This is a genomic window from Flavobacterium sp. GL_143, from assembly GCF_057834355.1.
In genome coordinates this window covers 502,133-526,749 of sequence record NZ_CM174401.1, presented here as the reverse complement: position 1 = coordinate 526,749, position 24,617 = coordinate 502,133, and the positions used below count along the sequence as shown (strand labels likewise).

The 24,617-nt window shown below is 33.3% G+C and carries 19 protein-coding genes; 18 read left to right on the top strand and 1 reads right to left on the bottom strand.

Going from position 1 to position 24,617, the window contains the following annotated elements:
- The first annotated feature begins 39 nt into the window (after positions 1–39).
- The 18 genes from AC3IPI_RS02190 to AC3IPI_RS02105 all read left to right on the top strand — a co-directional run bounded on the left by AC3IPI_RS02190 (position 40) and on the right by AC3IPI_RS02105 (position 23,165).
- The gene (locus AC3IPI_RS02190; RefSeq protein ID WP_409416421.1) at positions 40–945 is read left to right on the top strand and encodes a PorP/SprF family type IX secretion system membrane protein; all 906 of its coding nucleotides are present in this window, start codon (positions 40–42) and stop codon (positions 943–945) included.
- 11 nt (positions 946–956) lie between these two features.
- Positions 957–2,927, top strand: coding sequence for an OmpA family protein (locus AC3IPI_RS02185; protein ID WP_489156832.1), 1,971 nt, complete (start codon positions 957–959; stop codon positions 2,925–2,927).
- A gap of 257 nt (positions 2,928–3,184) precedes the next feature.
- Complete coding sequence (locus tag AC3IPI_RS02180; protein WP_039114892.1) at positions 3,185–3,610, top strand: CBS domain-containing protein; 426 nt, start codon at positions 3,185–3,187, stop codon at positions 3,608–3,610.
- Between the two features lie 180 nt (positions 3,611–3,790).
- Positions 3,791–6,082: an NADP-dependent malic enzyme gene (locus tag AC3IPI_RS02175; protein WP_489156830.1), complete on the top strand. Its 2,292-nt coding sequence runs from the start codon at positions 3,791–3,793 to the stop codon at positions 6,080–6,082.
- Between the two features lie 82 nt (positions 6,083–6,164).
- A complete protein-coding gene (gene ruvA / locus AC3IPI_RS02170; protein ID WP_035617819.1) occupies positions 6,165–6,746 on the top strand; it encodes a Holliday junction branch migration protein RuvA in 582 nt (193 codons plus the stop codon).
- Positions 6,747–6,777: 31 nt separating this feature from the next.
- On the top strand, positions 6,778–13,989 hold the full coding sequence (gene sov / locus AC3IPI_RS02165) for a T9SS outer membrane translocon Sov/SprA (protein WP_489156827.1): 7,212 nt from the start codon (positions 6,778–6,780) through the stop codon (positions 13,987–13,989).
- An 87-nt stretch (positions 13,990–14,076) separates the two neighbouring features.
- Positions 14,077–14,457, top strand: a complete 381-nt coding sequence (gene gcvH / locus AC3IPI_RS02160) for a glycine cleavage system protein GcvH (RefSeq protein ID WP_039114886.1) — start codon at positions 14,077–14,079, stop codon at positions 14,455–14,457.
- Complete coding sequence (locus AC3IPI_RS02155) at positions 14,450–14,836, top strand: VanZ family protein (protein ID WP_240474753.1); 387 nt, start codon at positions 14,450–14,452, stop codon at positions 14,834–14,836. Before gcvH ends, AC3IPI_RS02155 begins: the two co-directional genes overlap by 8 nt.
- Before the next feature lie 174 nt (positions 14,837–15,010).
- Positions 15,011–15,757, top strand: coding sequence for a deoxyribose-phosphate aldolase (gene deoC, locus AC3IPI_RS02150; protein ID WP_489156824.1), 747 nt, complete (start codon positions 15,011–15,013; stop codon positions 15,755–15,757).
- A gap of 21 nt (positions 15,758–15,778) precedes the next feature.
- A complete protein-coding gene (locus AC3IPI_RS02145) occupies positions 15,779–17,902 on the top strand; it encodes an energy transducer TonB (protein ID WP_489156822.1) in 2,124 nt (707 codons plus the stop codon).
- Between the two features lie 157 nt (positions 17,903–18,059).
- Positions 18,060–18,962, top strand: coding sequence for a heme o synthase (gene cyoE / locus AC3IPI_RS02140; RefSeq protein WP_039118367.1), 903 nt, complete (start codon positions 18,060–18,062; stop codon positions 18,960–18,962).
- A gap of 2 nt (positions 18,963–18,964) precedes the next feature.
- Entirely contained in the window at positions 18,965–19,552 is a 588-nt protein-coding gene (locus AC3IPI_RS02135; RefSeq protein WP_039114879.1) for a cytochrome c oxidase subunit 3, read from the top strand.
- A gap of 42 nt (positions 19,553–19,594) precedes the next feature.
- A complete protein-coding gene (locus AC3IPI_RS02130; protein ID WP_489156819.1) occupies positions 19,595–20,575 on the top strand; it encodes a cytochrome c oxidase subunit 3 in 981 nt (326 codons plus the stop codon).
- A gap of 18 nt (positions 20,576–20,593) precedes the next feature.
- Complete coding sequence (locus AC3IPI_RS02125) at positions 20,594–20,944, top strand: cytochrome C oxidase subunit IV family protein (RefSeq protein WP_489156817.1); 351 nt, start codon at positions 20,594–20,596, stop codon at positions 20,942–20,944.
- A 77-nt stretch (positions 20,945–21,021) separates the two neighbouring features.
- On the top strand, positions 21,022–21,663 hold the full coding sequence (locus tag AC3IPI_RS02120) for a hypothetical protein (protein ID WP_039114876.1): 642 nt from the start codon (positions 21,022–21,024) through the stop codon (positions 21,661–21,663).
- A 12-nt stretch (positions 21,664–21,675) separates the two neighbouring features.
- Entirely contained in the window at positions 21,676–22,365 is a 690-nt protein-coding gene (locus tag AC3IPI_RS02115) for an SCO family protein (protein ID WP_489156815.1), read from the top strand.
- Position 22,366: 1 nt separating this feature from the next.
- A complete protein-coding gene (locus AC3IPI_RS02110) occupies positions 22,367–22,906 on the top strand; it encodes a DUF420 domain-containing protein (RefSeq protein WP_086894632.1) in 540 nt (179 codons plus the stop codon).
- Complete coding sequence (locus AC3IPI_RS02105; protein ID WP_039114872.1) at positions 22,899–23,165, top strand: hypothetical protein; 267 nt, start codon at positions 22,899–22,901, stop codon at positions 23,163–23,165. The genes AC3IPI_RS02110 and AC3IPI_RS02105 overlap by 8 nt, the downstream gene beginning before the upstream one ends.
- Positions 23,166–23,173: 8 nt before the next feature.
- Here AC3IPI_RS02105 and AC3IPI_RS02100 read toward each other — a convergent pair whose 3' ends face one another.
- Positions 23,174–24,583, bottom strand: a complete 1,410-nt coding sequence (locus AC3IPI_RS02100) for a DUF4403 family protein (protein ID WP_323488661.1) — start codon at positions 24,581–24,583, stop codon at positions 23,174–23,176.
- Positions 24,584–24,617: the final 34 nt, after the last annotated feature.

The window sequence follows — 24,617 nt, the reverse complement described above, 5'->3', positions numbered from 1 at the left end:
TAGCCCTAAAAAGCTAAGCCATTCTTAAAAGAAAAATAAATGAGAAAATTAGTAATCGTTTTTATGTTTTTTTCCGCAGTAAGCCATGCACAACAAGATGCCCAGTTTACACAATACATGTACAATACCATCAATATAAACCCAGCCTATGCCGGTTCCAGAGGAGCCATGAGCATTTTTGGACTATACCGTACCCAATGGGTAGGACTCGATGGAGCACCTGAAACCAGCAGCTTCTCCCTAAACACCCCGTTAAACAATAGCAACCTGGGACTTGGAGTATCCCTGGTAAACGATAAAATAGGACCAACAAACGAAAACACATTCTCGGCCGATTTATCCTATACCATACCCACATCCGAAACCTTCAAGCTATCCTTCGGGATCAAAGCCACCGCAAATTTGTTCAATTTAGACATAGGAAAGCTAAACCCAGAACAACAAGGCGACCCACAATTTCAAGACCTAAACAGCAAATTCACCCCCAACATAGGAGCAGGAGTATACTGGCATTCCGATAAAGCCTACATCGGATTATCCGTACCCAATTTTATCGAAACCAACAGATACAACGATAACGACATCGCCATCTTCAAAGACAAAATCAACTACTACCTAATAGCCGGATACGTATTCGATCTAGACCCCTATATCAAATTCAAACCAGCCGTACTCACCAAAATGGTCGAAGGTTCCCCACTACAAGTCGACCTGTCAGCCAACTTCATGTTCAATGACAAATTTGTAGCCGGAGTCGCCTACAGATGGAGTGCAGCCCTAAGCGCCATGGTAGGATTCCAGGTAAGCGACGGATTATACCTAGGCTACGCCTACGACCGCGAAACCACCCGCCTGAACAACTACAACTCAGGTTCCCACGAGATATTCCTGCGATTCGAATTCTTTAATAATTACAGCCGAATAACCTCACCAAGATTCTTCTAAATCCATCAAAGATGAAAAAAAACTATATAGCCATCACCTTCACCCTCCTTTTAGTACTGATAACACTAAACGGAAGAGCACAAAGCGCAAGCCAGCACAAAGCCGATAAAGACTATAACCAATACGCCTATATCGATGCCATTGCCACCTACGAAAGAGTAGCCGAAAAAGGATACAAAGACCAGGAAATGTTCCAAAGACTAGGTAACGCCTACTACTTTAATGGCGAACTAACCAAAGCAGCCAAATGGTATCAGTCCCTTTTTGAAATGAATCCAGAACAAGAACCCGAGTACTACTACCGCTACGCACAAACCCTAAAAGCCACAGGAGATTATGCCAAAGCAGATAAAACCCTCGAGAGCTTCAACAAAAAAAAGACAGCCGATAAAAGAGGAGAACTATTCGAAAACAATAAAAACTACCTCGAGCAAATAAAAGCCAACTCAGGACGATACGAAATAGCCGACGCAAAAATCAACTCCACCCAAACCGATTACGGAAGCGCCTATTACGACAACAAACTCGTATTTGCATCCGCCAGAGATACCGGAGGCATAGCCAAAAAAACATTCAAATGGACCAATAAATCCTTCACCAACTTATACACCGCCGAAATAAAAGCCGATGGAACACTAGGAACACCAGAGCGATTTCAAAAGAACATCAATTCCAAATTCAATGAATCCACACCCGTTTTCACCAAAGACGGAAAAACAATGTACTTTACAAGAAACAACTACCTGGAAGGAAAAAGAGGCAAAGACAACCAAAAAATCACCCTGTTAAAACTCTATAAAGCAGAACAAATCGATGGCAAATGGACCAACGTAAGCGAACTACCATTTAATAGCGACCAGTACAGCACCGCACATCCAGCACTAAGCAATGACGATAAAAAACTATACTTCGCCTCCGATATGTCAGGAACCCTGGGCCAATCCGATTTGTATAGCGTAACAATAAACAGCGACAAAAGCTTTGGAAAACCAGAAAACCTAGGAAAAACAATCAATACCGAAGGCAGAGAAACCTTCCCGTTTATAGCAAACGACAACCAGCTATATTTTGCCAGCGACGGACGACCAGGACTAGGCGGACTTGATGTATACGTTACCAAAATCAATGATAACAACAACGATAAAAACAACAACGATAACACCTTTACAACAGTACAAAACGTAGGCGCACCAATAAATAGCAAACAAGACGACTTTGCATTTATCATCGATAGCGAAACCCAAAAAGGATACTTTACCTCCAACAGAGAAGGAGGAAACGGCAACGATGATATTTACAAACTAACCCAAACAAGAAAACTAAACTGCGAGCAAACCCTAAAAGGAATAGTAAGCGACAAAGAAACCAACGCTATACTAGACAATGCCAAAGTAACCCTGCTCGATGAGCAATTTAAAACAATAGGCGAGATTACAACAGCAGCAAACGGAACATACAGTTTTAAAGTAGATTGTAACAAAACCTATCATGTAAGAGTAGCCAAAGAAGATTACGAAACGATAGAAACTTCAGTAATCATAAAAGAACAATCAGGAGAAACAAAGCTAAATATAAAATTAGAAAAACGCATCAAGCCAATCACAGTAGGAACCGATTTAGCCAAAACGCTAAACATACCTATCATCTATTTTGATTTAGATAAATCCATCATCCGCAAAGATGCCGCCTTCGAACTAGAGAAAATCCTGGCGGTAATGCAGCAATACCCGAAGATGAAAATCGATATCCGCTCCCATACCGATAGTCGTCAAACAGCCAAATACAACCTGGCATTATCAGACAGAAGAGCCAAATCAACCCAACAATGGTTGATAAAAAACGGCATTAAATCTAATCGATTAACCGCCAAAGGATATGGCGAGAGTCAGTTAGTAAACCACTGTTCCGATGGAGTTCCTTGCACCGAAGCTGAACACCAATTGAACAGAAGAAGTGAATTTATCATCATCTCGATGGAATAATATTCAGTACATCTAAATAATAAATACCATATTTAAAAGCAATGCTCTTTTTGAAATTTCAGAAAGGGCATTGTTTGTTTTGTATTCAGATGGTTGGTGTTGAGTAAATATTTATTAAATGTGTTATAAAAATAAATAAAACTCTTTATTTTTCTGGTTTTGACAGCTGATTAAATATTTTTTTAAGTTAAAAAGATAGAATAATGTTATTCGTAACTTGTTTTTTTTTAAATTTATAGTTCTTAAAAATATCAGATATGACTGTTAATCAAATACTAAGCACGAAAGGAAAAGAAGTTTATTCTGTCCTTTCATCGACTACCGTTTACGAGGCTTTAAAAGTAATGGGAGAAAAAAACATTGGTGCCATCTTAGTAATAGATGGAACAGAGCTAAAAGGTATATTGTCAGAAAGAGATTATGCACGAAAAATTGTCTTAAAGGATAAATCTTCAAAAGAGACATTTGTTCATGAAATCATGGAAAGCAATGTGATTACAATAAGTTTGTCGGATAATTTAGACTCCTGTATGGAGTTAATGAGTAGTAAAAGAATTAGACATTTGCCTGTTGTAGATAATGGTATTGTGGTAGGAATTATTTCTATAAGTGACGTTGTGAAATCAATAATAGAAATTCAAAAGGACACCATTAATCACTTAAATTCCTATATATCACAATAGAATATGGTATGAAAGAATAGCAAAAAATAGCCTAATTAATTTCAGGTTATTTTTTTTGGATTAAAAATAAAGCTGGTTTTTTGAAAAAAGAGTAATATAAAAGAATAAAAGAATAATATAAAAGCTTCCTTTTTAAGCCAAGTCTTATATCTTTGTAAGCTAGAATAAAATCTAAAAACAATGAATAAAGATAGTAAAAGAAGCGAGGCGTTATTGTACCATTCAAAGCCTACTCCAGGTAAGATTCAAGTAGTTCCAACCAAAAAATATGCAACCCAAAGAGATTTATCTTTGGCATATTCACCAGGTGTTGCCGAACCATGTTTAGAAATTGCAAGAGATGTAAACGAAGTATATAAATACACTGCAAAAGGGAATCTTGTTGCTGTAATCACTAATGGAACCGCGGTTTTAGGCTTAGGAGATATTGGTCCTGAAGCATCAAAACCAGTAATGGAAGGGAAAGGATTGTTATTTAAAATATTTTCTGATATCGATGTTTTTGATATTGAAATTGGAACAAAAGATATTGAAGAATTCATTCAAACCGTAAAGAATATTGCTCCAACTTTTGGAGGTATTAACCTAGAAGATATTAAGGCACCAGAATCTTTTGAAATAGAAAGAAGATTGGTAGAAGAGCTTAATATTCCAGTAATGCACGATGATCAACACGGAACTGCAATTATATCTTCGGCAGCTTTGATAAATGCTTTAGAGTTAGCAGATAAAAAAGCAGAAGATGTAAAAATGGTAGTTTCAGGCGCAGGATCTGCTGCTTTGGCTTGTGCTGATTTGTATGTTTTATTAGGAGTAAAAATTGAGAATATCTTAATGTATAACAGTAAAGGGCTTTTAACTAAAAATAACCCTGCATTATCTGCTTTACAATTAAAGTATGCTAAAGATATTGAACCAATTGGTTTAGAAGAAGCTTTAAAAGGAGCGGATATATTTTTAGGATTATCGTCAGGAGATATCATGACAGCTGATATGTTATTAGGAATGGCTGAAAATCCAATCGTTTTTGCAATGGCAAATCCTGATCCGGAAATCAATTATAACCTAGCTATTACAACTCGTAAGGATGTTATTATGGCTACGGGACGTTCTGATTATCCTAACCAAGTAAATAATGTATTAGGATTTCCTTATATTTTTAGAGGAGCTCTTGATGTAAGAGCGACTAAAATTAACGAAGCAATGAAAATGGCTGCTGTTAGAGCATTAGCTTCATTAGCAAAAGAGTCAGTTCCAGAGCAAGTAAATGTTGCTTACGGAGCGACTAAATTAGGATTCGGAAGAGAATATATAATTCCAAAACCTTTTGACCCAAGATTAATTACCGTAGTTGCACCGGCAGTAGCCAAAGCAGCAATGGAGTCTGGAGTAGCTTTAAATCCAATAACTGATTGGGAAAAGTATGAAGAAGAACTTTTGGCTCGTTTAGGAAATGACAATAAAATGGTTCGTTTGATTACAAACAGAGCAAAAATGGATCCAAAAAGAATCGTTTTTGCCGAAGCAGATCATTTAAATGTATTAAAAGCGGCTCAAATTGTACATGAAGAAGGTATTGGTTTTCCAATCTTATTAGGAAATAAAGAAATTATTCTAGAGCTTAAAGCTGAATTAGGATTTGATGCAGATGTTGAGATTATTGATCCTAAAACGAAAGATCAAGAAGAAAGAAGAAACCAATTTGCATCTTCTTACTGGTCAACAAGAGAGAGACGCGGAATATCTTTGCTAGATGCTCAAAAATTAATGCGCGAAAGAAACTATTTTGCTGCAATGATGGTTAATGAAGGAGAGGCAGATGCATTGGTAACAGGTCATTCTAGAAGTTATCCATCGGTTGTAAAACCAATGTTACAGCTTATAGAGAAAGCACCAGGAGCTTCACTTGTAGCTACGGCAAACATGATGATGACGAATCGTGGGCCAATGTTCTTATCAGATACTGCGATTAATATCAATCCATCAGCAGATGATTTGGCTAAAATAGCAGTTATGACAGCTAAAACAGCTAAAATGTTTGGAGTAGAGCCTGTAATTGCAATGGTTTCATATTCTAATTTTGGTTCTTCGACAAATCCAGGAGCTGCCAAAGTGAGAGAAGCAGTAGCTTACTTGCATAAAAATCATCCTGAATTAGTTATCGACGGAGAAATTCAAGCTGATTTTGCTTTGAACCCAGAAATGCTACAGGAAAAATTTCCTTTTTCTAAATTAGCAGGAAAGAAAGTTAATACACTTATTTTTCCTAACTTAGAATCGGCAAATATTACTTATAAATTATTGAAAGAATTGAATAAAGTAGATTCAATAGGACCAATAATGTTAGGTATGGGTAAACCAGTACATATTTTCCAATTAGGGGCAAGTGTAGAAGAAATGGTTAATATGGCAGCTATTGCTGTTATTGATGCTCAGGAAAAAGAAATTAAAAAGAATAATTTGATTAAATAATTTCAGGTAAAAAAGTATTGTTTAAAAATTGTGGTATTTTTACTTCAAATTTTACTATATTTGGCGCTGTTAACATTATATTATGATTGCACATTTGCAAGGAAAATTAGTTGAAAAGACGCCTACCGAAGTTGTTATCGATTGTGGTGGAGTAGGATATCATGTAAATATATCTTTACACACTTATTCGTTAATACCAAATAGTGATTTTATAAAATTGTATACGCATCTTCAAATAAAAGAAGATGCGCATACATTATTTGGTTTTATAGAAAAATCCGAAAGAGAAATCTTCAGGATGTTGTTATCGGTTTCTGGAATTGGAGCTAATATTGCCAGAACAATGTTATCTTCATTAGATCCGAAACAAATTATTAATGCAATAGCATCGGGAGATGTGGGTGTAATTCAGTCAATAAAAGGAATTGGGAACAAAACTGCTCAACGAGTAATCCTTGATTTGAAAGAAAAAATTGTTAAATTGTACGATTTAGATGAAGTTTCAATGCTTCAAAACAATACAAACAGAGATGAAGCGTTATCTGCTTTAGAAGTTTTAGGATTTGTCAGAAAAACATCTGAAAAAGTGGTTGAAAAAATCATAAAAGAAGATCCTGAGGCGACTGTTGAGTCAATAATTAAGAAGGCTTTAAAAAGTTTATAAAAAAAAACGTACTTTAAAACACACGGACTATATGCATAAAATTTGTATTTTTTTGCTGGTTTTATTTTGTGGGTTTGTATCGGAAGCTCAGGTAAAACAGGAAGCTCAAGATACAACTAAAACAGGGTATTCTGTTGGTAAAATACAAATAAAAGATCCACAAAGTATTCTTTCCGCATATACTTACGACCCTATTACAGATCGCTATATCTATACTAATAGCGTAGATGATTTTTCGATTAATTATCCTATTATTTTAACGCCAGAAGAATACGAAGCTTTAATATTAAAAGAGTCTAGAAGAGATTATTTTAAGAAAAAAGCAGATGCTATTGATGGTAAAAAAGATGGAAGTGAATTAGCCAAAAAAGATTTACTACCTAGATATTATATTAGATCTGGACTTTTCGAATCTATTTTTGGAAGTAATACCATCGATGTAAAACCAACTGGTTCTGTCGAAATAGATTTAGGAGTTCGTTATACCAAACAAGACAATCCTTCCTTTTCTCCTAGAAACAGATCAAATCTTTCTTTTGATTTTGATCAGCGTATCAGTATGAGTTTACAAGGGAAAGTAGGTACTCGATTAAATGTAAATGCTAATTATGATACCCAATCAACGTTTGCATTCCAAAATTTAATAAAATTAGAATACACACCATCAGAAGACGATATCATTCAGAAAATTGAAGTTGGTAACGTAAGTATGCCGCTTAATAGTACTTTAATAAGAGGAGCACAAAGTTTATTTGGGGTAAAAGCCCAATTACAATTTGGTAAAACTACAATTACGGGAGTTTTCTCAGAGCAAAAATCTCAAAGTAAAAGTGTAGTAGCCGAAGGTGGAGGTACAGTTCAGGATTTTGATTTGTATGCTTTAAATTATGATAATGACAGGCACTTCTTTTTATCTCAATACTTTAGAGGTAAATATGATTCGTCTTTAAGAAAATACCCTTTTATAGATAGTAGAGTTCAAATAACAAGATTAGAAGTTTGGATTACTAATAAACAAAATAGAGTAAGTACTACAAATAACAATTTAAGAAACGTTATAGCACTTCAGGATTTAGGTGAGGCACAATTATCAGGAGTTCCAGATAGTGAAGTTGTGGTGCTTAATCCTTCAGCGGGAATGTTTCTTAATCCAATAAATTCACCAGCGAATAATAGTAATAATAAATATGATCCAAAATTAATAGCAGGAGGAACAGGTTATTTGAATAGTAATATTCGTGAAATTGTTACTTCAAGCTCAGGATTTAATGGTATTACAGTAAGTGAAGGACAGGATTATTCGAAATTAGAAAATGCAAGAAAATTAAATTCTAATGAATATACTTTTAATCCACAATTAGGATATTTATCGTTACAACAACGATTGGCAAATGACGAGGTTTTGGCAGTTGCTTATGAATATACAATGGGAGATCAGGTATTCCAAGTAGGGGAATTTGGTAATGATGGTGTAGATGGTACAGTAGTAACAGGTAACAATCCTTCAAATCAAGCAATCATAACGCAAAGTTTGATTTTGAAAATGCTTAAAAGCAATTTGACAAATGTTAAGAATCCGGTTTGGAATTTGATGATGAAAAATATCTATCAAATTCCTGGAGCATATCAAATAAAACAAGAAGATTTCAGGTTTAATATTTTATATACAGATCCGTCTCCTATAAATTATATCACGCCAGTTTCAGGAACACCATTTCCTCCAAATCCTACACCAGATAATAAAGTAGAAGAAACACCTTTGCTTAAAGTGTTTAATTTGGATAAATTAAACTACAATAATGACCCACAAACGGGTGGTGATGGTTTTTTTGATTTCTTACCGGGATTAACAATGGATGCTCAAAATGGTAGAATTATATTTACAACTAAAGAGCCTTTTGGAGAATTGTTATTCTCTAAATTATCAAATAGTACAGGAGAAGACTATCGTAATACAAGTACTTATAATGCAAATCAAAGCAAGTATGTATTCCGTAATATGTATGCTAGTACACAATCTGCAGCTTTACAGGATAGTGATAAAAATAAATTCTTATTAAGAGGTAAGTATAAATCTACAGGAGGTGACGGAATTCCTATAGGAGCTTTTAACGTTCCTCAAGGTTCTGTAGTTGTTACTGCTGGAGGACGTGTTTTGGTTGAGGGGATTGATTATAGTGTAAACTATCAATTAGGAAGAGTTCAGATTTTGGATCCTTCGCTTCAGGCATCAAATACACCAATAGAGATTTCATTAGAGAATAATTCTATTTTCGGACAACAAACCCGAAGATTTATGGGAATAGATGTACAACATAAAATTTCAGAGAATTTTACTGTTGGAGGTACTTTTTTACAAATGACAGAGAAACCGTTTACACAAAAATCGAGTTATGGACAGGAATCTGTAAATAATATGATTTATGGTTTTAATACAAATTTCTCTACCGAGATTCCTTTCTTTACCCGATTAGTAAATAAATTACCATTTATAGATACAGATGTTCCTTCTAATCTTTCGTTAAGAGGAGAAATAGCCTTCTTAAAACCAGGTACTCCAAAAGCAGATAATTTTGAAGGAGAATCAACTATTTACGTAGATGATTTTGAAGGGTCGCAATCAACAATAGATATGCGTTCGGCATATGCATGGAGTCTTGCATCTACGCCAGAGGAGAATGCTGTAAGTGCCTATAATTTTAATGCCAAAGCCAATGATATGAGTTATGGTTTTAAAAGAGCAAAACTAGCATGGTACACAATTGATCCAGTTTTTTATTCTTCTAAACCATCAGGGATAAGTAATGATGATTTATCATTAAACTCGACCCGTAGAATTTATAGTGATGAGTTGTATCCATTAACTGATATTGCACAAGGACAATCGCAAGTGGTAAACACATTGGATTTAACTTACTACCCATCAGAAAGAGGACCTTATAATAATAATTTAAATTATGCCACAAACCCAAAAGATAATTTTGGAGGGATAATGCGTGCTTTGAGCTCAACCGATTTTGAACAAGGAAATGTTGAATATATTCAGTTTTGGGTATTAGATCCATTTGTGGGAGCAGGAGAAACAGATCAAACCAATACAGGTAAGGTTTACTTTAACTTAGGAGAGATTTCAGAAGATATTTTAAAAGATGGAAGAAAACAATATGAAAATGGTTTAGGACCAGGTCAGATTGTGGTTAATCCTCAGCCTATGTGGGGAGATGTTCCAGCATCGCAATCTTTAATTTACGCATTTGACAACGATAGTGGTAATAGAGCCAATCAGGATGTAGGTCTTGATGGTTTGCCAGATGCTAGAGAAGGGGCAGTTTATAATAATTTTGCCACAACAAATGACCCAGCTGCAGATAATTATACCTATTACTTAAATGCTGATGGTGGTGTTTTAGATCGTTACAAGAATTATAACGGTGTTGAAGGAAACTCGAATGTAAATATAAACGATGCAAATAGAGCTTCGACAACACTTCCTGATGTTGAGGATATCAACAGAGATAATACCATGAATACGATTAATGCTTATTATGAGTATAGCATCGATATTAAGCCAAATATGGAAATAGGGCAAAATTATATTACAGATATAAAAAATACCCAAGTGACTATGGTAAATGGAGCAGTAACTGCTGCTAGATGGATTCAGTTTAAAATTCCAGTTTCGCAACCTCAAAATACGATTGGTAATATATCAGATTTTAGATCAATCCGTTTCATGAGAATGTTTATGACAGGATTTGAAAGTGATGTTACAGTTCGTTTTGGAGCATTAGATTTGGTAAGAGGAGAGTGGAGAAGATACACAAATACATTAGATCCTGCTGATGTTAATGTAGAAGATGATAATACGACTTTCGATGTTTCTGCTGTAAATATTGAAGAAAATAGTACTAGATGTCCAGTAAATTATGTTTCTCCTCCAGGAGTAGCGCGTGAGCAATTATATAATAATAATACAATTATTAATCAAAACGAACAGGCATTAGCATTACGAGTTGCTGGAAATGGATTGCAACCAAAAGATTCCAGAGCTGTATTTAAAAACGTAAGTGTTGATATGCGTCAATACAACAGATTAAAAATGTTTTTGCATGCTGAATCATTACCAAATGAACAGGTGTTGCAAAATGGACAAATGGTAGGTTTTATTCGCTTTGGAAATGACTTTACTCAGAATTTCTATCAAATAGAAATTCCTTTAAAAGTTACTATTCCAGTTTCTACGTCAGGTTCAGATTGTTCTCCTTTAAGCCCTGAAGTTGTTTGGCCAGAAGAAAATAATATTGATTTGGCTTTGTCATTATTGACACAAATGAAAATTGAGGCGATGAAAATTGACCCAAATACACTTCCGCTTGATGGAATTTATTATCCGGATGATGATATAACCAAGCCAGATGGTGATGGAGATAGTACTTTGCGATTAGGGATAAAAGGAAATCCGAATTTTGGATTGGTTAGGAATTTAATGGTTGGTGTGAAGAATACAGAAACACATCAGGATATTAAAGGAGAAGTTTGGTTTAATGAGTTGCGTCTTGCCGAGATGGACAATAAAGGAGGTATGGCCGCAATCTTAAATTTAGATACTAATTTTGCCGATTTTGCTACGGTTTCTGCAACAGGTAGAAAAAGTACTATAGGATTTGGATCTCTGGAACAAGGACCGAATGAAAGAAGTAGAGAGGATATACAACAATACAATATCGTAACTAATTTGAATTTAGGTAAGTTATTACCGCCTAAATGGGGAATTAATTTACCATTTAATTATGCTGTTGGAGAAGAAGTAATTACGCCAGAATATGATCCGTTTAATGAAGATATTAAATTGAAACAGTTATTGGATGTAACGACAGATGCTGCCGAAAGAGATAATATAAAAAACCGTGCAATTGATTATACAAAGCGTAGAAGCATCAACTTTATTGGAGTTAGAAAAGATAGAGCGCCAGAGCAAAAACAACACGTTTATGACCCTGAAAACTTTACATTCTCGCAATCATATAATGAAGTGCAACGTCATGATTATGAAATTGCGAGTTACCGAGATCAACAGTCTAGTACAACTGTAAATTATGCATACAGCTTTCAGCCAAAGACAATTGAACCGCTTAAGAAAAATAAATTCTTTAAGAAGAGTGACTATTGGAAATTGTTAAGCGATTTTAATTTTAATTATTTGCCATCTAATATCTCGTTTAATACTAATATTATAAGACAATATAATCGTCAGGAATTTAGACAAGTAGAAAATGTTGAAGGTATTGGATTGGATCCAATGTATAGAAGAAACTTTGCTTTTAATTATCAGTATGGTTTTAATTTTAATCTTACGAAGTCATTAAAAATAAATTATACAGCATCATCTAATAATATAGTTAAAAATTATATGAATGCAGATAATGAGCCAATTGAGAACTTTAGTATTTGGGATAGCTATTGGGACATGGGTACGCCAAATCAGCATATGCAACAATTGATTTTAAATTACGAAATTCCATTATATAAGATTCCTGTATTAGGATTCTTAAAAGCAAATTATTCTTATACGGGTGATTATAGCTGGCAACGTACTTCAGAGGCATTGTCTAGTTATGAGGATGGAAGTGGTAATTTTTATGATTTAGGGAATACAGTTCAGAATGCAAATTCGAATACATTTACGGCGACCATGAATATGAATACGCTTTATAAATATTTGGGACTTAATAATAAGGGAGGTGCAAAAGTTCCTAAGGCTAAACCAACTGTACCAAAACCAGGAGAGAAAGTAGTAAATACAAACCAACCATTGGTTGTAAATAGTGCATTTCATGATGGTTTAATGGGAGTACTAACAAGTATAAAAAATATTCAGGTAAACTATACTGTTAACAGCGGAACTGTTTTACCAGGGTATACACCAAGCGTTGGATTCTTAGGTTCATCTCGACCATCTTTAGGTTTTATTTTCGGAAGTCAGGATGATGTACGTTATGAAGCTGCTAAAAATGGTTGGTTAACAAATTATCAGGATTTTAATCAGAACTTCTCGCAAGTAACAAACAAGATGTTTAAAGCTACTGCGAATATTGATTTATTGCCAGATTTAAAAATTGATTTGAGTGCAGATCGTGCTTATTCAGCAAATTTCTCTGAACAATATGATGTTGATGAAACTGGATTGTATCATGCGAGATCGCCATACAATTATGGTATTTTCTCAATCTCGACGATTTTAATAAAAACATCATTTGCTACAAGTGATGAAAATTCATCATCGGCATTTGATGATTTTAGAAGCAATCGTTTGGTAATTGCAAATCGTTTGGCAGAGGGGTACTATGGGTCAGGAGTTGAAATTCCAAGATATGGTGATGTAAATAATCCTATTCCAGGGCCAACAGATCCAAAATATAATTTATTTGTTTCAAATCAAGGGTACCCAATAGGATATACAAAAAGTAATCAGGCAGTTTTGCTTCCATCATTTTTGGCAGCCTATTCAGGAGCAGATGCATCAAAAAGCTCGACGGGTATTTTTAGAAACTTTCCGCTTCCAAACTGGAGTATTAAATATAATGGATTGATGCGTTATAAATACTTTAAAGATAAATTTAAGCGTTTCTCTTTGCAGCATAATTATAGAGCATCTTATACGATTAACCAGTATCGTTCTAATTTTAAATATGATCAGAGTCCAGGAGGATTGGATCCGGATAGTGGTAATTTCTATAATGCGACAATCATGTCTAATGTCAATTTAGTAGAGCAATTTAGTCCGCTTATTAGAATGGATTTCGAGTTGAAAAGTTCGTTGAAAGTACTTACAGAAATTAAAAAAGACAGAGCATTGTCGATGAGTTTTGATAACAATCTATTGACCGAAGTTAAAGGGATGGAGTATATAATAGGTTTAGGATATCGTATTAAAGATGTGATTTTTTCATCGACATTGGCTGATAGTCCTACAGGAGTTATAAAAAGTGATATTAATATAAAAGGAGATTTATCATATCGAAATAACCAAACTATGGTGCGTTATCTAGATTATGATAATAACCAACTTGCTGCAGGACAAAACATTTGGTCTGTGAAAATTACAGCAGATTATTCATTTAGCAAGAATCTAACGGCAATTTTTTATTACGATCATTCATTTTCTAAAGCAGTTATTTCGACTACGTATCCTTTAACGAACATTCGATCAGGATTTACAATTAGATATAATTTTGGAAATTAAATTTCAGATTCTAAAGTGGATTTGATTAGAAGATTGTTACATTTGCCCTATTAAAATTCAATTATCAATTATCAATAAGTATTTATTATGAATATACCAACAAGTTTAAAGTACACAAAGGATCACGAATGGGTTAGCATTGAAGGTGACGTTGCAACAGTAGGAATTACTCATTTTGCTCAAAAAGAATTAGGAGACATTGTTTATGTTGAAGTAGAAACTTTAGATCAAACGCTTGATAAAGACGAAGTTTTTGGAACAGTTGAAGCTGTAAAAACAGTTTCGGATTTATTTTTGCCATTATCAGGAGAGATTATTGCTTTTAATGACAGTTTAGAAAGTGCTCCAGAAACAGTAAATTCAGATCCTTACGGAGCTGGATGGATGATTAAAATTAAAATTTCGAATACATCAGAATTAGATTCTCTATTATCTGATGAAGCTTATAAAGAATTAATAGGTGCTTAAACAAATATTTTTTTTATGTTTGGCTTTATTGTGGACAGGGATTATCGTTTTTCTTTGTTTAACAGAGTCAAGTAATATTCCAACAATAAAAATTCCTTACATAGATAAATTAGTTCATTTTTGTTTTCATTTTGGTTTTACAATACTATGGTTTTTGTTTTTTAAAAAACAATTTAATAGCATAGATAATTATAAGCCGTTACTTGTTTCTTTTGTTTTTTCGATTTTTTTCGGACTTGCAATAGAGATTTTGCAAAGTAGATATACTTTAACAAGAAGTGCTGACATGATGGATTTTTTAGCGAATGCAATAGGAGCAACATCAGCAATAATTGCGGTGCTACTATTTAATAAGCTAATCTCTAAAATAGTAAATTAATAAATCCCACTTCGGTGGGATTTTTTGTTTTTAATATTTTTGGTAATGTAATATTTATGTTAGTGATTGTACTTTGTTTAGGCTTAATTAAAAGTAACAGGTTATATCAAACTTATCTCAATATAAAATGTATTTTTGCCAACCAGGATTTAATACAATTAATTTATTATACCCATGAATATTAGACAATACTTAGATTCAACATATTTAAAAACTGCTGAGCAAGCTAATTTGAATGAAGCAGAAAATACACAGATAGTTAAAGATGCAATTGAAGAGGCTATAACTGAGCGTTTCAAATTGATAATGATTCGTCCGGATAAAGTTAGTTTGGCGAAAGAAATGATCTCGAAGGCAGAATCAAATCTCTTGATAGGTACTGTGATCGATTTTCCTGAAGGGAAATCAAATTTAGAAGCAAAGCTTGCGGAAGCAAATGTAGCAATACAAAATGGAGCTGATGATTTAGATTTTGTATGTAATTATGAAGCTTTTAAAAACGGGGAAATTGATTTAGTAAAAAATGAGATTTTGCAATGTACACGTTTGGGATTATTGACTAATAAAAAAGTTGTGAAATGGATTATAGAAGTCGCAGCACTTAACGATACCGAAATTATACAGCTGTCAGCATTAATAAAAAACATAATCATTCAAAATTTTGATGAAAATGATTATTTTTCTGTTTTTGTAAAATCATCAACTGGCTTTTATAAAACAGAAAATAATTTGCCAAATGGAGCAACAGTTCCAACAATTATAATGATGCTTGAAAATGCTTCGCCGCTTCCTATAAAAGCTGCTGGTGGGGTAAGGTCATATAATGAGGCTGTCGAAATGATTAATCTTGGAGTGAAGCGTATAGGAACTTCAAATGCCAAAGCAATTGCAAACGGAGAAACTTCACAAAACCAATATTAAATTCACAACCAAAACCACCGTATGAACAAAGGTTTTTTGACTTTTATTATAGCATTTTACTCTTTAATGGCTGCTTCTCAAGAAGCAAATAATTTAACTGTTAAGTCTAGTTTTACTTCTGAAGAATTTCCAATTTTTCCAACTTGCGAGAATTTAAAATCAAAAGCTTTAGAAAATTGTTTCTATAGCGAGGTTCAGGATTTTGTATTTAAAAATTTTCAAATTCCTTCAAGTTTAAAACAGAACAATTATAAAGGTGATGTAAAAGTCCTTTTTGAAGTGGACAGAAATGGAGAATTTAAGGTTATATATGTTAATGCTAATAATGATGAATTAGTTCAGGAAACAAAACGTGTTTTTGCCACATTTCCTAAAATTAAGCCATCTACTTATGATGGAAAGCCAACGTATTCTAAATATACGATCGTAATTAATATACCATTAAAAACGGCAGGACAAATTTCTGAGGAAGCGATAGCAGCGTCAAAGATCATTAAACCTGATACTGCACCTATGACAGAATTGGATAGTATTGTTTATAAAAAATATACAAATCCAGAGTTTGAAAGTAATTTAAATATTCCTTTTTCTCATAGTTATTACGCTCAATTTGATGGTGCTTTAAATAAAGTGGGGAGTAATAATCACACAGCTTCAAAGCCATATACGTATGCAGAAGTTTCAAAATATTATAATCTTAAAGCGGTGAATGAATCGCTTAAAAAGAATGTTTCAGGTTGGTGGGGGCGCAAGCTTTGGAATGAAAGTTTAGTTGAAATAGAAGGAGAGGGATATTGGTTTACATTAAATGCTATTGTAGATTTACAAGTAGGTAAGGATACAAAAAGTGATATTTCTTATACTTATGTAAATACAAGAGCGCTTAATTTTAGAGGTGGTCTAGGTAAGCATCTTAATTTTACTACGACAGTTTTTGAAAGTCAGGGAAGATTTGCAGATTATTATAATAGTTATGCTGAATCAATAAAGCCTTCGGGTGGGAATCCTGCTGTAATTCCTGGAATTGGAATTGCTAAAGCTTTTAAAACAGATGGCTATGATTTTCCTTCTGCGGAAGCAAATTTGACTTATAAACCAGGTAAAATTTTTGATTTTCAATTAGGTTATGGAAGAAATTTTATAGGAGATGGATATCGTTCTTTATTAGAGAGCGATGGGGCAAGTCCGTATCCGTACTTTAAAATGAATACTACTTTTTGGAAAATAAAGTATACCAATACTTATATGTTTCTTAAGGATGTTAGACCCGATGCAACAGTAGATAAAACTTATGCCAGTAAATATATGGCAAACCATTATTTAAGTTTAAATGTTACAAATAGATTAAACTTAGGTTTCTTTGAGTCAGTAATCTGGACCAATAGTAATGACCGAGGTTTTGATATGGCTTTTGCTAATCCGATTATTTTTTACAGATCGGTTGAGTTTGCTTCTTCTTCTAGAAGCGGTAATGCTTTACTTGGTTTAACTGCAAAGTATAAATGGAATAATCAAATTAATTTGTATGGACAATTTCTTCTAGATGAATTTTCAGTTGGTGATATGGGAAGTGGAGAAAAAAGCTGGAAGAATAAATTTGGATATCAGTTAGGAGCTAAGTATTATAATGCATTTCATGTGCCTAATTTATTGATGCAATTAGAGTATAATCATGTGCGCCCGTATGTGTATTCTCATAGTGCTGTTATAACAAATTATGGTCATAATAATCAAAGTATTGGACATCAATGGGGAGGTAATTTTAGCGAATTTATAGCTATTGCTCGTTATCATAAAGGAAGGTATTTTGCAGATGCAAAAATTACGGTTGGAACCAGAGGTTTGGATTTTGATACTGCGGAAGATTCATTTAATTATGGGTCGGATATTTATAAGAGTTATGATGTAAAAAGACCTTATAATACAGGTGTAGAAGTTGGGCAAGGGAATAAAACATCGGTTTTTATTACCGACATTCAGGCGGGTTATTTAGTTAATCCAGCTACAAACTTAAAATTCTTTGGAAGTTTAATTTATAGAAACTTTGATCCGACTAAAGATACTGCGGCAAATTTTAAGCAAAGTACAACATGGTTTACTTTAGGATTAAGAGCAGATGTCTTTAATTGGTATTTTGATTATTAAAATATTTAGTAAGATTTTTTGCAGATGATTCGGTTTTATCGTGAAATTGAAGCATGTTTAGTGCTTTCTATTGAAAAAATGTAATTTTATCGTCCTAAATTCTGCAATCTAATTTGTACATTTGCACCAGTTTTGAAAAAACCAAAATAACAACGCATTGGACGCAACACAAAATACACTTTCACTCAAATCTATTTTTAATGATTTCAAAGAAATCACAAAAGCAGGACTCGCCGTAAGTGTTTTGTTCTCTTCGATAGCTGGTTACCTACTTGGTTTTGATGATCAACATCCATTTCAATGGTCGGTACTTTTAGTTTTAGCAATTGGAGGATATTGTATGGTAGGAGCTTCAAATGCTTATAACCAAGTTATCGAGAAGGACCTTGATGCTTTAATGGACAGAACAAAGAATCGTCCAGTTCCTTCAGGAAGAATGTCGCCTAAAGTTGCTTTGCTTGTAGCGTCTTTACTTACAATTATTGGATTAACTTTACTTTATACAATCAATCCTAAAACAGCAATGTTTGGTGCGATTTCAATTTTTTTATATACCAGTGTTTATACACCATTAAAAACAGTGACTTCTTTGTCTGTTTTTGTAGGTGCTTTTCCAGGAGCGATACCATTTATGTTAGGATGGGTTGCAGCTACAGGAGATTTTGGTATTGAAGCAGGAACATTATTTCTAATTCAGTTTTTTTGGCAATTTCCTCATTTTTGGGCTATTGGTTGGTTCTTGTATGAGGATTACGAAAAAGCGGGATTTTTTATGCTTCCAACAGGGAAGAAAGACAAAGGAACTGCATTACAGGTTATATTATATACGATTTGGCTTATTATAGCATCGCTTTTGCCATCTTTAGGATATACAGGTAAATTGTTTATTACGCCAATAGCGGCAATTTTAGTGTTCTTATTAGGGCTTTGGATGTTGTTTTATGCAGTTCGTCTGTATAAATTAAGAACGGCTAAAGCAGCTAGAACATTGATGCTGGTAAGTGTTTCTTATATTACCTTGTTGCAGTTGATTTTTATATTTGATAAATTTTTAAGATAGTTATGGAAATGACAATGACAAAAGATGAAGATAGAGCAAGAAGCGCTAAGTCATCTAAATTGATTTTATTGTTCGCAATGGTTAGTATGACCATGATGTTTGCTGGGCTTACCAGTGCGTTTGTGGTTAGTAAGTCAAGAACCGACTGGTTGAAGGACTTTCAGCTACCTTCAGCGTTTTATTATAGTACTTTAGTGATTATTGGTTGTAGTGTTACTTTTTATTTAGCTAAAAGAGCTATTCAAAAAGACAATAGAAAAGCGACAACTAACTTACTTTTGACTACTTTAGCATTAGGAATTTTATTTGTGGTTTTACAGTTTGCAGGATTTGAACAAATCGTTGCAGATGGCTATTATTTTACAGGAGCGGAGAGTTCTATAACGACTACTTTTCTTTATGTTGTAACGGTTACACACTTGTTTCACCTAGCTGGAGGGATTATTTCTCTTTTAGTTATTATTTATAATCATTTTAAACAGAAATACAATTCGACTCAAACTCTTGGAATAGAACTAGGTGCAATGTACTGGCACTTTCTTGATTTCTTGTGGGTCTATTTATTTTTATTTTTATATTTCTTTAAATAAGAAAAAAACGTAAATTTGGGAACTTTTTAACGAATATCTTTTATGGAAGCGACAGTTACTACTGCAAATAACGAAGAAAAAACTTGGGGAGGCGGCAATGAGCCATTAGGAGCAAGTTATGGTAAAATGATGATGTGGTTTTTTATCGTATCGGATGCCTTAACGTTCTCTGGATTTCTTGCGGCTTATGGTTTTTCTAGATTTAAATTTATTGAAACTTGGCCATTGGCTGATGAAGTGTTTACTCACTTCCCTTTTATGCATGGTGTTCCTGCACCTATGTATTATGTCGCATTAATGACATTTATTTTGATTTTTTCATCTGTAACAATGGTTTTGGCTGTTGATGCAGGACATCAAATGAAAAAAAGCAAAGTTGCAGTATATATGTTTTTAACTATTATTGGAGGTTTGATTTTCGTTGGGTCACAAGCTTGGGAATGGAAAAATTTTATCAAAGGTGAATACGGAGCTGTTGAAACAAAAGGAGGAAGTTTACTTCAGTTTGTTGATAAAGACGGAAAACGTGTTGCTCTTGCAGATTTTGCAGTAAAATTACCAGAAGGTAGAGAAGCATTAACTAGAGACAAAGGAAAATGGTTTATGAGCGATGCAGAAACATTGCCAACATATTCTGTTGCCGAAGTTCAAGCTGGTTTTAAAGCACATCCTGAATTATTAGTAAGAACAGAAGTCCTTACTAAGGAAAAGAAAAAAACTATTCTTTCTAGAGAAGATTCAGAATTAAGATTAAGTCAAGCGCATTACGTTGTAGAAGGTGCTAATTTGGTTAGAAACGAATACGGAAATAAATTATTTGCTGATTTCTTTTTCTTTATTACAGGTTTCCACGGATTTCACGTGATTTCTGGGATTATCATCAATATCATTATCTTTTTTAATGTATTGTTAGGTACTTATGAAAAAAGAAAGAGCTATGAAATGGTAGAGAAAGTTGGTTTATACTGGCACTTTGTCGATTTAGTTTGGGTATTTGTATTCACAGTTTTCTACTTAGTTTAATTTTAGATCTATATTATTATGTCACACGAATATGTATCACATACAAAAAGAATCTGGTTCGTTTTTGCACTATTATCTGCTGTAACAACAGTAGAGGTTATTTTAGGAATCTACAAGCCAGGAATATTAGAGTTTAATCATTTTATAGGTTTAAATTTATTGAATTGGATATTTTATATCCTGACAATATATAAAGCTTATTATATAGTATGGGCATTTATGCACATGGAAGGTGAAAAAAGCAGCCTAAGATGGTCTGTAGTTTCAACGGTTATTTTCCTAGTTTTATATTTATTGTTTATTCTTTTAACTGAAGGACATTATATTTATGGGGTTTTTAAAGATTCTACTATTAAATGGAATTTTTAACATGATATTAATTCAAAAAGAGGGTACGCATTGCGTACCTTTTTTTATTTTTGTACTTTAAATTTTTCCCTTCTATAATGAAAAAAAATATAGTCCTTTTCGTTCTCTTCGTTTTGCCTATAGTTGCTTATCTCTTTTTTGCTTCTGGCGTGAATGGTTTTACTACTTTGCCTGTTATAACACCTAAAGTTGCCGACTTAGGAAACTGGGAATCCTTGAGAGGTGAAAAAGTAAGTCTGGATAACAAAATAACAATACTCGGTTTTTCTGGAACTGAGATTTTAAAAAATCGTGGAAATTATTTTAATTTAAACGAAAAAATTTACCAACGCTATCACACTTTTCAAGATTTACAATTTGTTGTAATTTGTCCTTTGGGAACTGAAGAAGATACTCGTAAAGTAGTAGATGCTTTAGCTGCTTTTACAGACGTATCACAATGGCATTTTGTTTTTGCTTCACCAGACGAAATCAATACGTATTATAATCAATTGCATTTAGTTGGAAAACTAGATCAGCATCTAGGTACGCCTAATGTCTTTATTGTTGATAAGGGACGTAATTTAAGAGGTAGAAAAGAAAAGAAAGATTACAAGGAAGGATATAATACTTTTCATCCATCTGAACTAAGTAACGAAATGCTCGATGATTTTAAGATAATCCTTTACGAGTATCGTGCGGCCCTTAAGAAGAATCATAATGCAACCAAACAACTTTAAAATTATATTGCCATGTTTAAAAACAAATCATATATCGGAATCTCATTTATAATATTGATTTTTGGTATTTATGCTATTCCTAAAATTATCGATAGAGTAAAAAATGATACTGTTGTAAAAGGGAGTCGTTTGGATAGTGTTAATTCAAAAGATGCCAAGGATGATGGGGAATTAGTAAAAATTGGACCAGCTCCTAAATTTGAATTAACAAATCAGGATAACGTTAAAATCTCAAATGAAACTTATAAAGGAAAAGTATATGTTCTGGAGTTTTTCTTTACAACGTGTCCTTCTATTTGTCCTAAGATGAATTTGAGTATGTTAGAAATCGAGAAAAAGTTTTTCGGGAATCCTAACTTCGGAATTGTATCTATAACTATTGACCCTGCTCATGATACGCCACAAGTATTAAAAGATCATGCTAAAATGCTAGGAGTTAAATCTTCTAATTGGAATTTTTTGACCGGAGATAAAAATGTTATCATGGATTTATCTAATAAAGGATTTAATTTATATGCTGGTGCAAATAGTAAAGTAAGCGGAGGATTTGAACATTCTGGTTTATTTGCTTTGATAGATAAAAACGGTAATATTCGTTGTCGTAAAGATGATTTTGGAAACCCAATTCTTTATTATGACGGATTAGATAAAAAAGGAGTTAGAGATATACAACAAGATATAAATATATTATTAGAAGAGTAAGATGGAGGATAATTCATTAGAAAAAAAATACAATAAGTACATCATACTTGTTTCAATCGTAATTCCAGTTGTAGTTGCTATTTTATTTGGAGTTAAACTTAAAGATTTTGGATATAATGTTGAGCCGCTTTCTTTCTTGCCGCCTATTTATGCTACAATAAATGGTATTACAGCATTAGTTTTGATTATTGCTGTAATGGCTATCAAAAAAGGAAATCGCAAGCTTCACGAACGCTTAATGACTACGGCAATTGCACTTTCGTTAGCGTTCCTGGTAATGTATATTGCATATCATATGACATCAGATTCTACCAAATTCGGCGGAGAAGGTGCAATTCGATATGTATATTTCTTTATTCTGATCTCACATATTTTATTATCTATTGCAATTGTTCCATTGGTTTTAATAACGTATGTTCGTGCAATCGCAAATACATTTGACAAGCACAGAAAAATTGCAAGAATCACATACCCGCTTTGGTTATATGTTGCTATTACCGGAGTAATTGTTTATTTAATGATTTCCCCTTATTATGTTTAATATAAATACAAACAACAAGAAACAAGGTGTTTCTAGACTGGCAAAGATTAGTTTCTTGTTGGTTATTTTTTTCTTTAATTTATCTGTCAATGCACAATGCGCAATGTGTCGCGCTGCTCTGGGCGGAGATGAAAATACTAAGCAAGCCGAAGCAGTAAATGATGGAATTGTTTACCTTATGGTAGTTCCTTATTTACTTGTTGCTGTAATTGGCTATTTGATTTTTAGAATGTATCAGTCTAAAAAGAAGAACGCGTAAACTAGGATTTATTTTAATCCGTTTACCGAAACATTCACTGTTCCATTAACTTTTATAAAAGCAATAATGGCTTGATTTGTTAATTCTACTTTTTGGAATTCTATGTCTTCCATTTTTCCATTTACATAAACACCAGGCATAGGCGAATAGTTCTTAAGATAATTAAGCATACTTTGTTTTCCTTCTTCTAAATTAGGTTGAATAGAATAACGGCAGCTTTCTTTCATTTTGTTTAAAATAAATCCTTGTAAAAGCCAGTTGGCAGTACGGGTTAGTCTGCTTTTTGTATCAAGAACATAGTCTAGTTGGTCAAAATAAAGTTCCTTAGTTTGCGGGTTGTATTTAGGGAAACCATTTAGATATAAAGTTCCATTTACAGCACCTAGGACATCTAAGGCAATAATCATTTTACCATCTTTGTGCCAGATTTCAACATTCTTAACAGTTATTTTTTTGCTTCCAGTACCAAACTCTTGCCCTGCAAAATTTTTAGTCATTATTTTAGATGCGTCTTTGTAACTAGACACGGCAGCGATATTAGCTGTAATTTGTTTTGGGATTTTAGATACTGGTTTCAAAACTATTTTAGAAGCACTAAATTTTGTTTCAGGTTGTTTACCAATTATAGTCTCCATATTACATTTCATTCCCATTTCTAGTAAAAAAGAATCATTTTTCAGCTTAGCATCAGAAGAATATATTTCGATAGGTACAATTCTTAGCCAGCTGTCATATTCTTGATTCATCTGGAATGGAGTACATATTTTTTCTAAGGCAGCCAAAACATTTGGTTTAAAGTCCATTGACTTTTCTATTGCAGCATCGATACTTTTTTCTAATTTTGATTTGAAAATAGAAATGGCTGGATTTATAAGATAAGTTACAGGCATATTCTTTCCAAAAACACTCATAGTTGGGCTCTCATTCCAATCTAATGATTTTAATTCGGTTTTAGTGTTCAATTTCCAATTGGTCAGCCCCACTGAGCTAACTAATGTAATTACTCCATTTAAATTAAATTCTCTGGTATCGTATAGCTCTACGCCTAATTGTTTGGTTCCTATTCTATATTTTACAAGTGCTTTTAGAGGTAAAATAGTCTTGATTTTCTTGTCAGGATTGGCTGGATCATTCTCAATTCTTATAGGAGCCAATTTCCATATTTTGATTTCGATATCGTCATCTTCAATATTGTTGTCTTCGTAAATTAAACCAGTAAGTAAAGTATTAGTTTGGTTTTCAATGTCTTTTAGCTTTACGGTAATAGGCAAGTTTATGAATGAAGGAGTGTTGTCGTATATTAATGGGCTAGCATCATCGGGCTCAGGCTTTAATGTTGCTAATTTTTGAGAAGAAGAACAGCTAGTTATAAAAGTGATAACTATTGAGAGGGCTAGAAACGATATTAATTTCTTCATTATATTTTTTTTAAGATGCAAAATTAAGAAAACA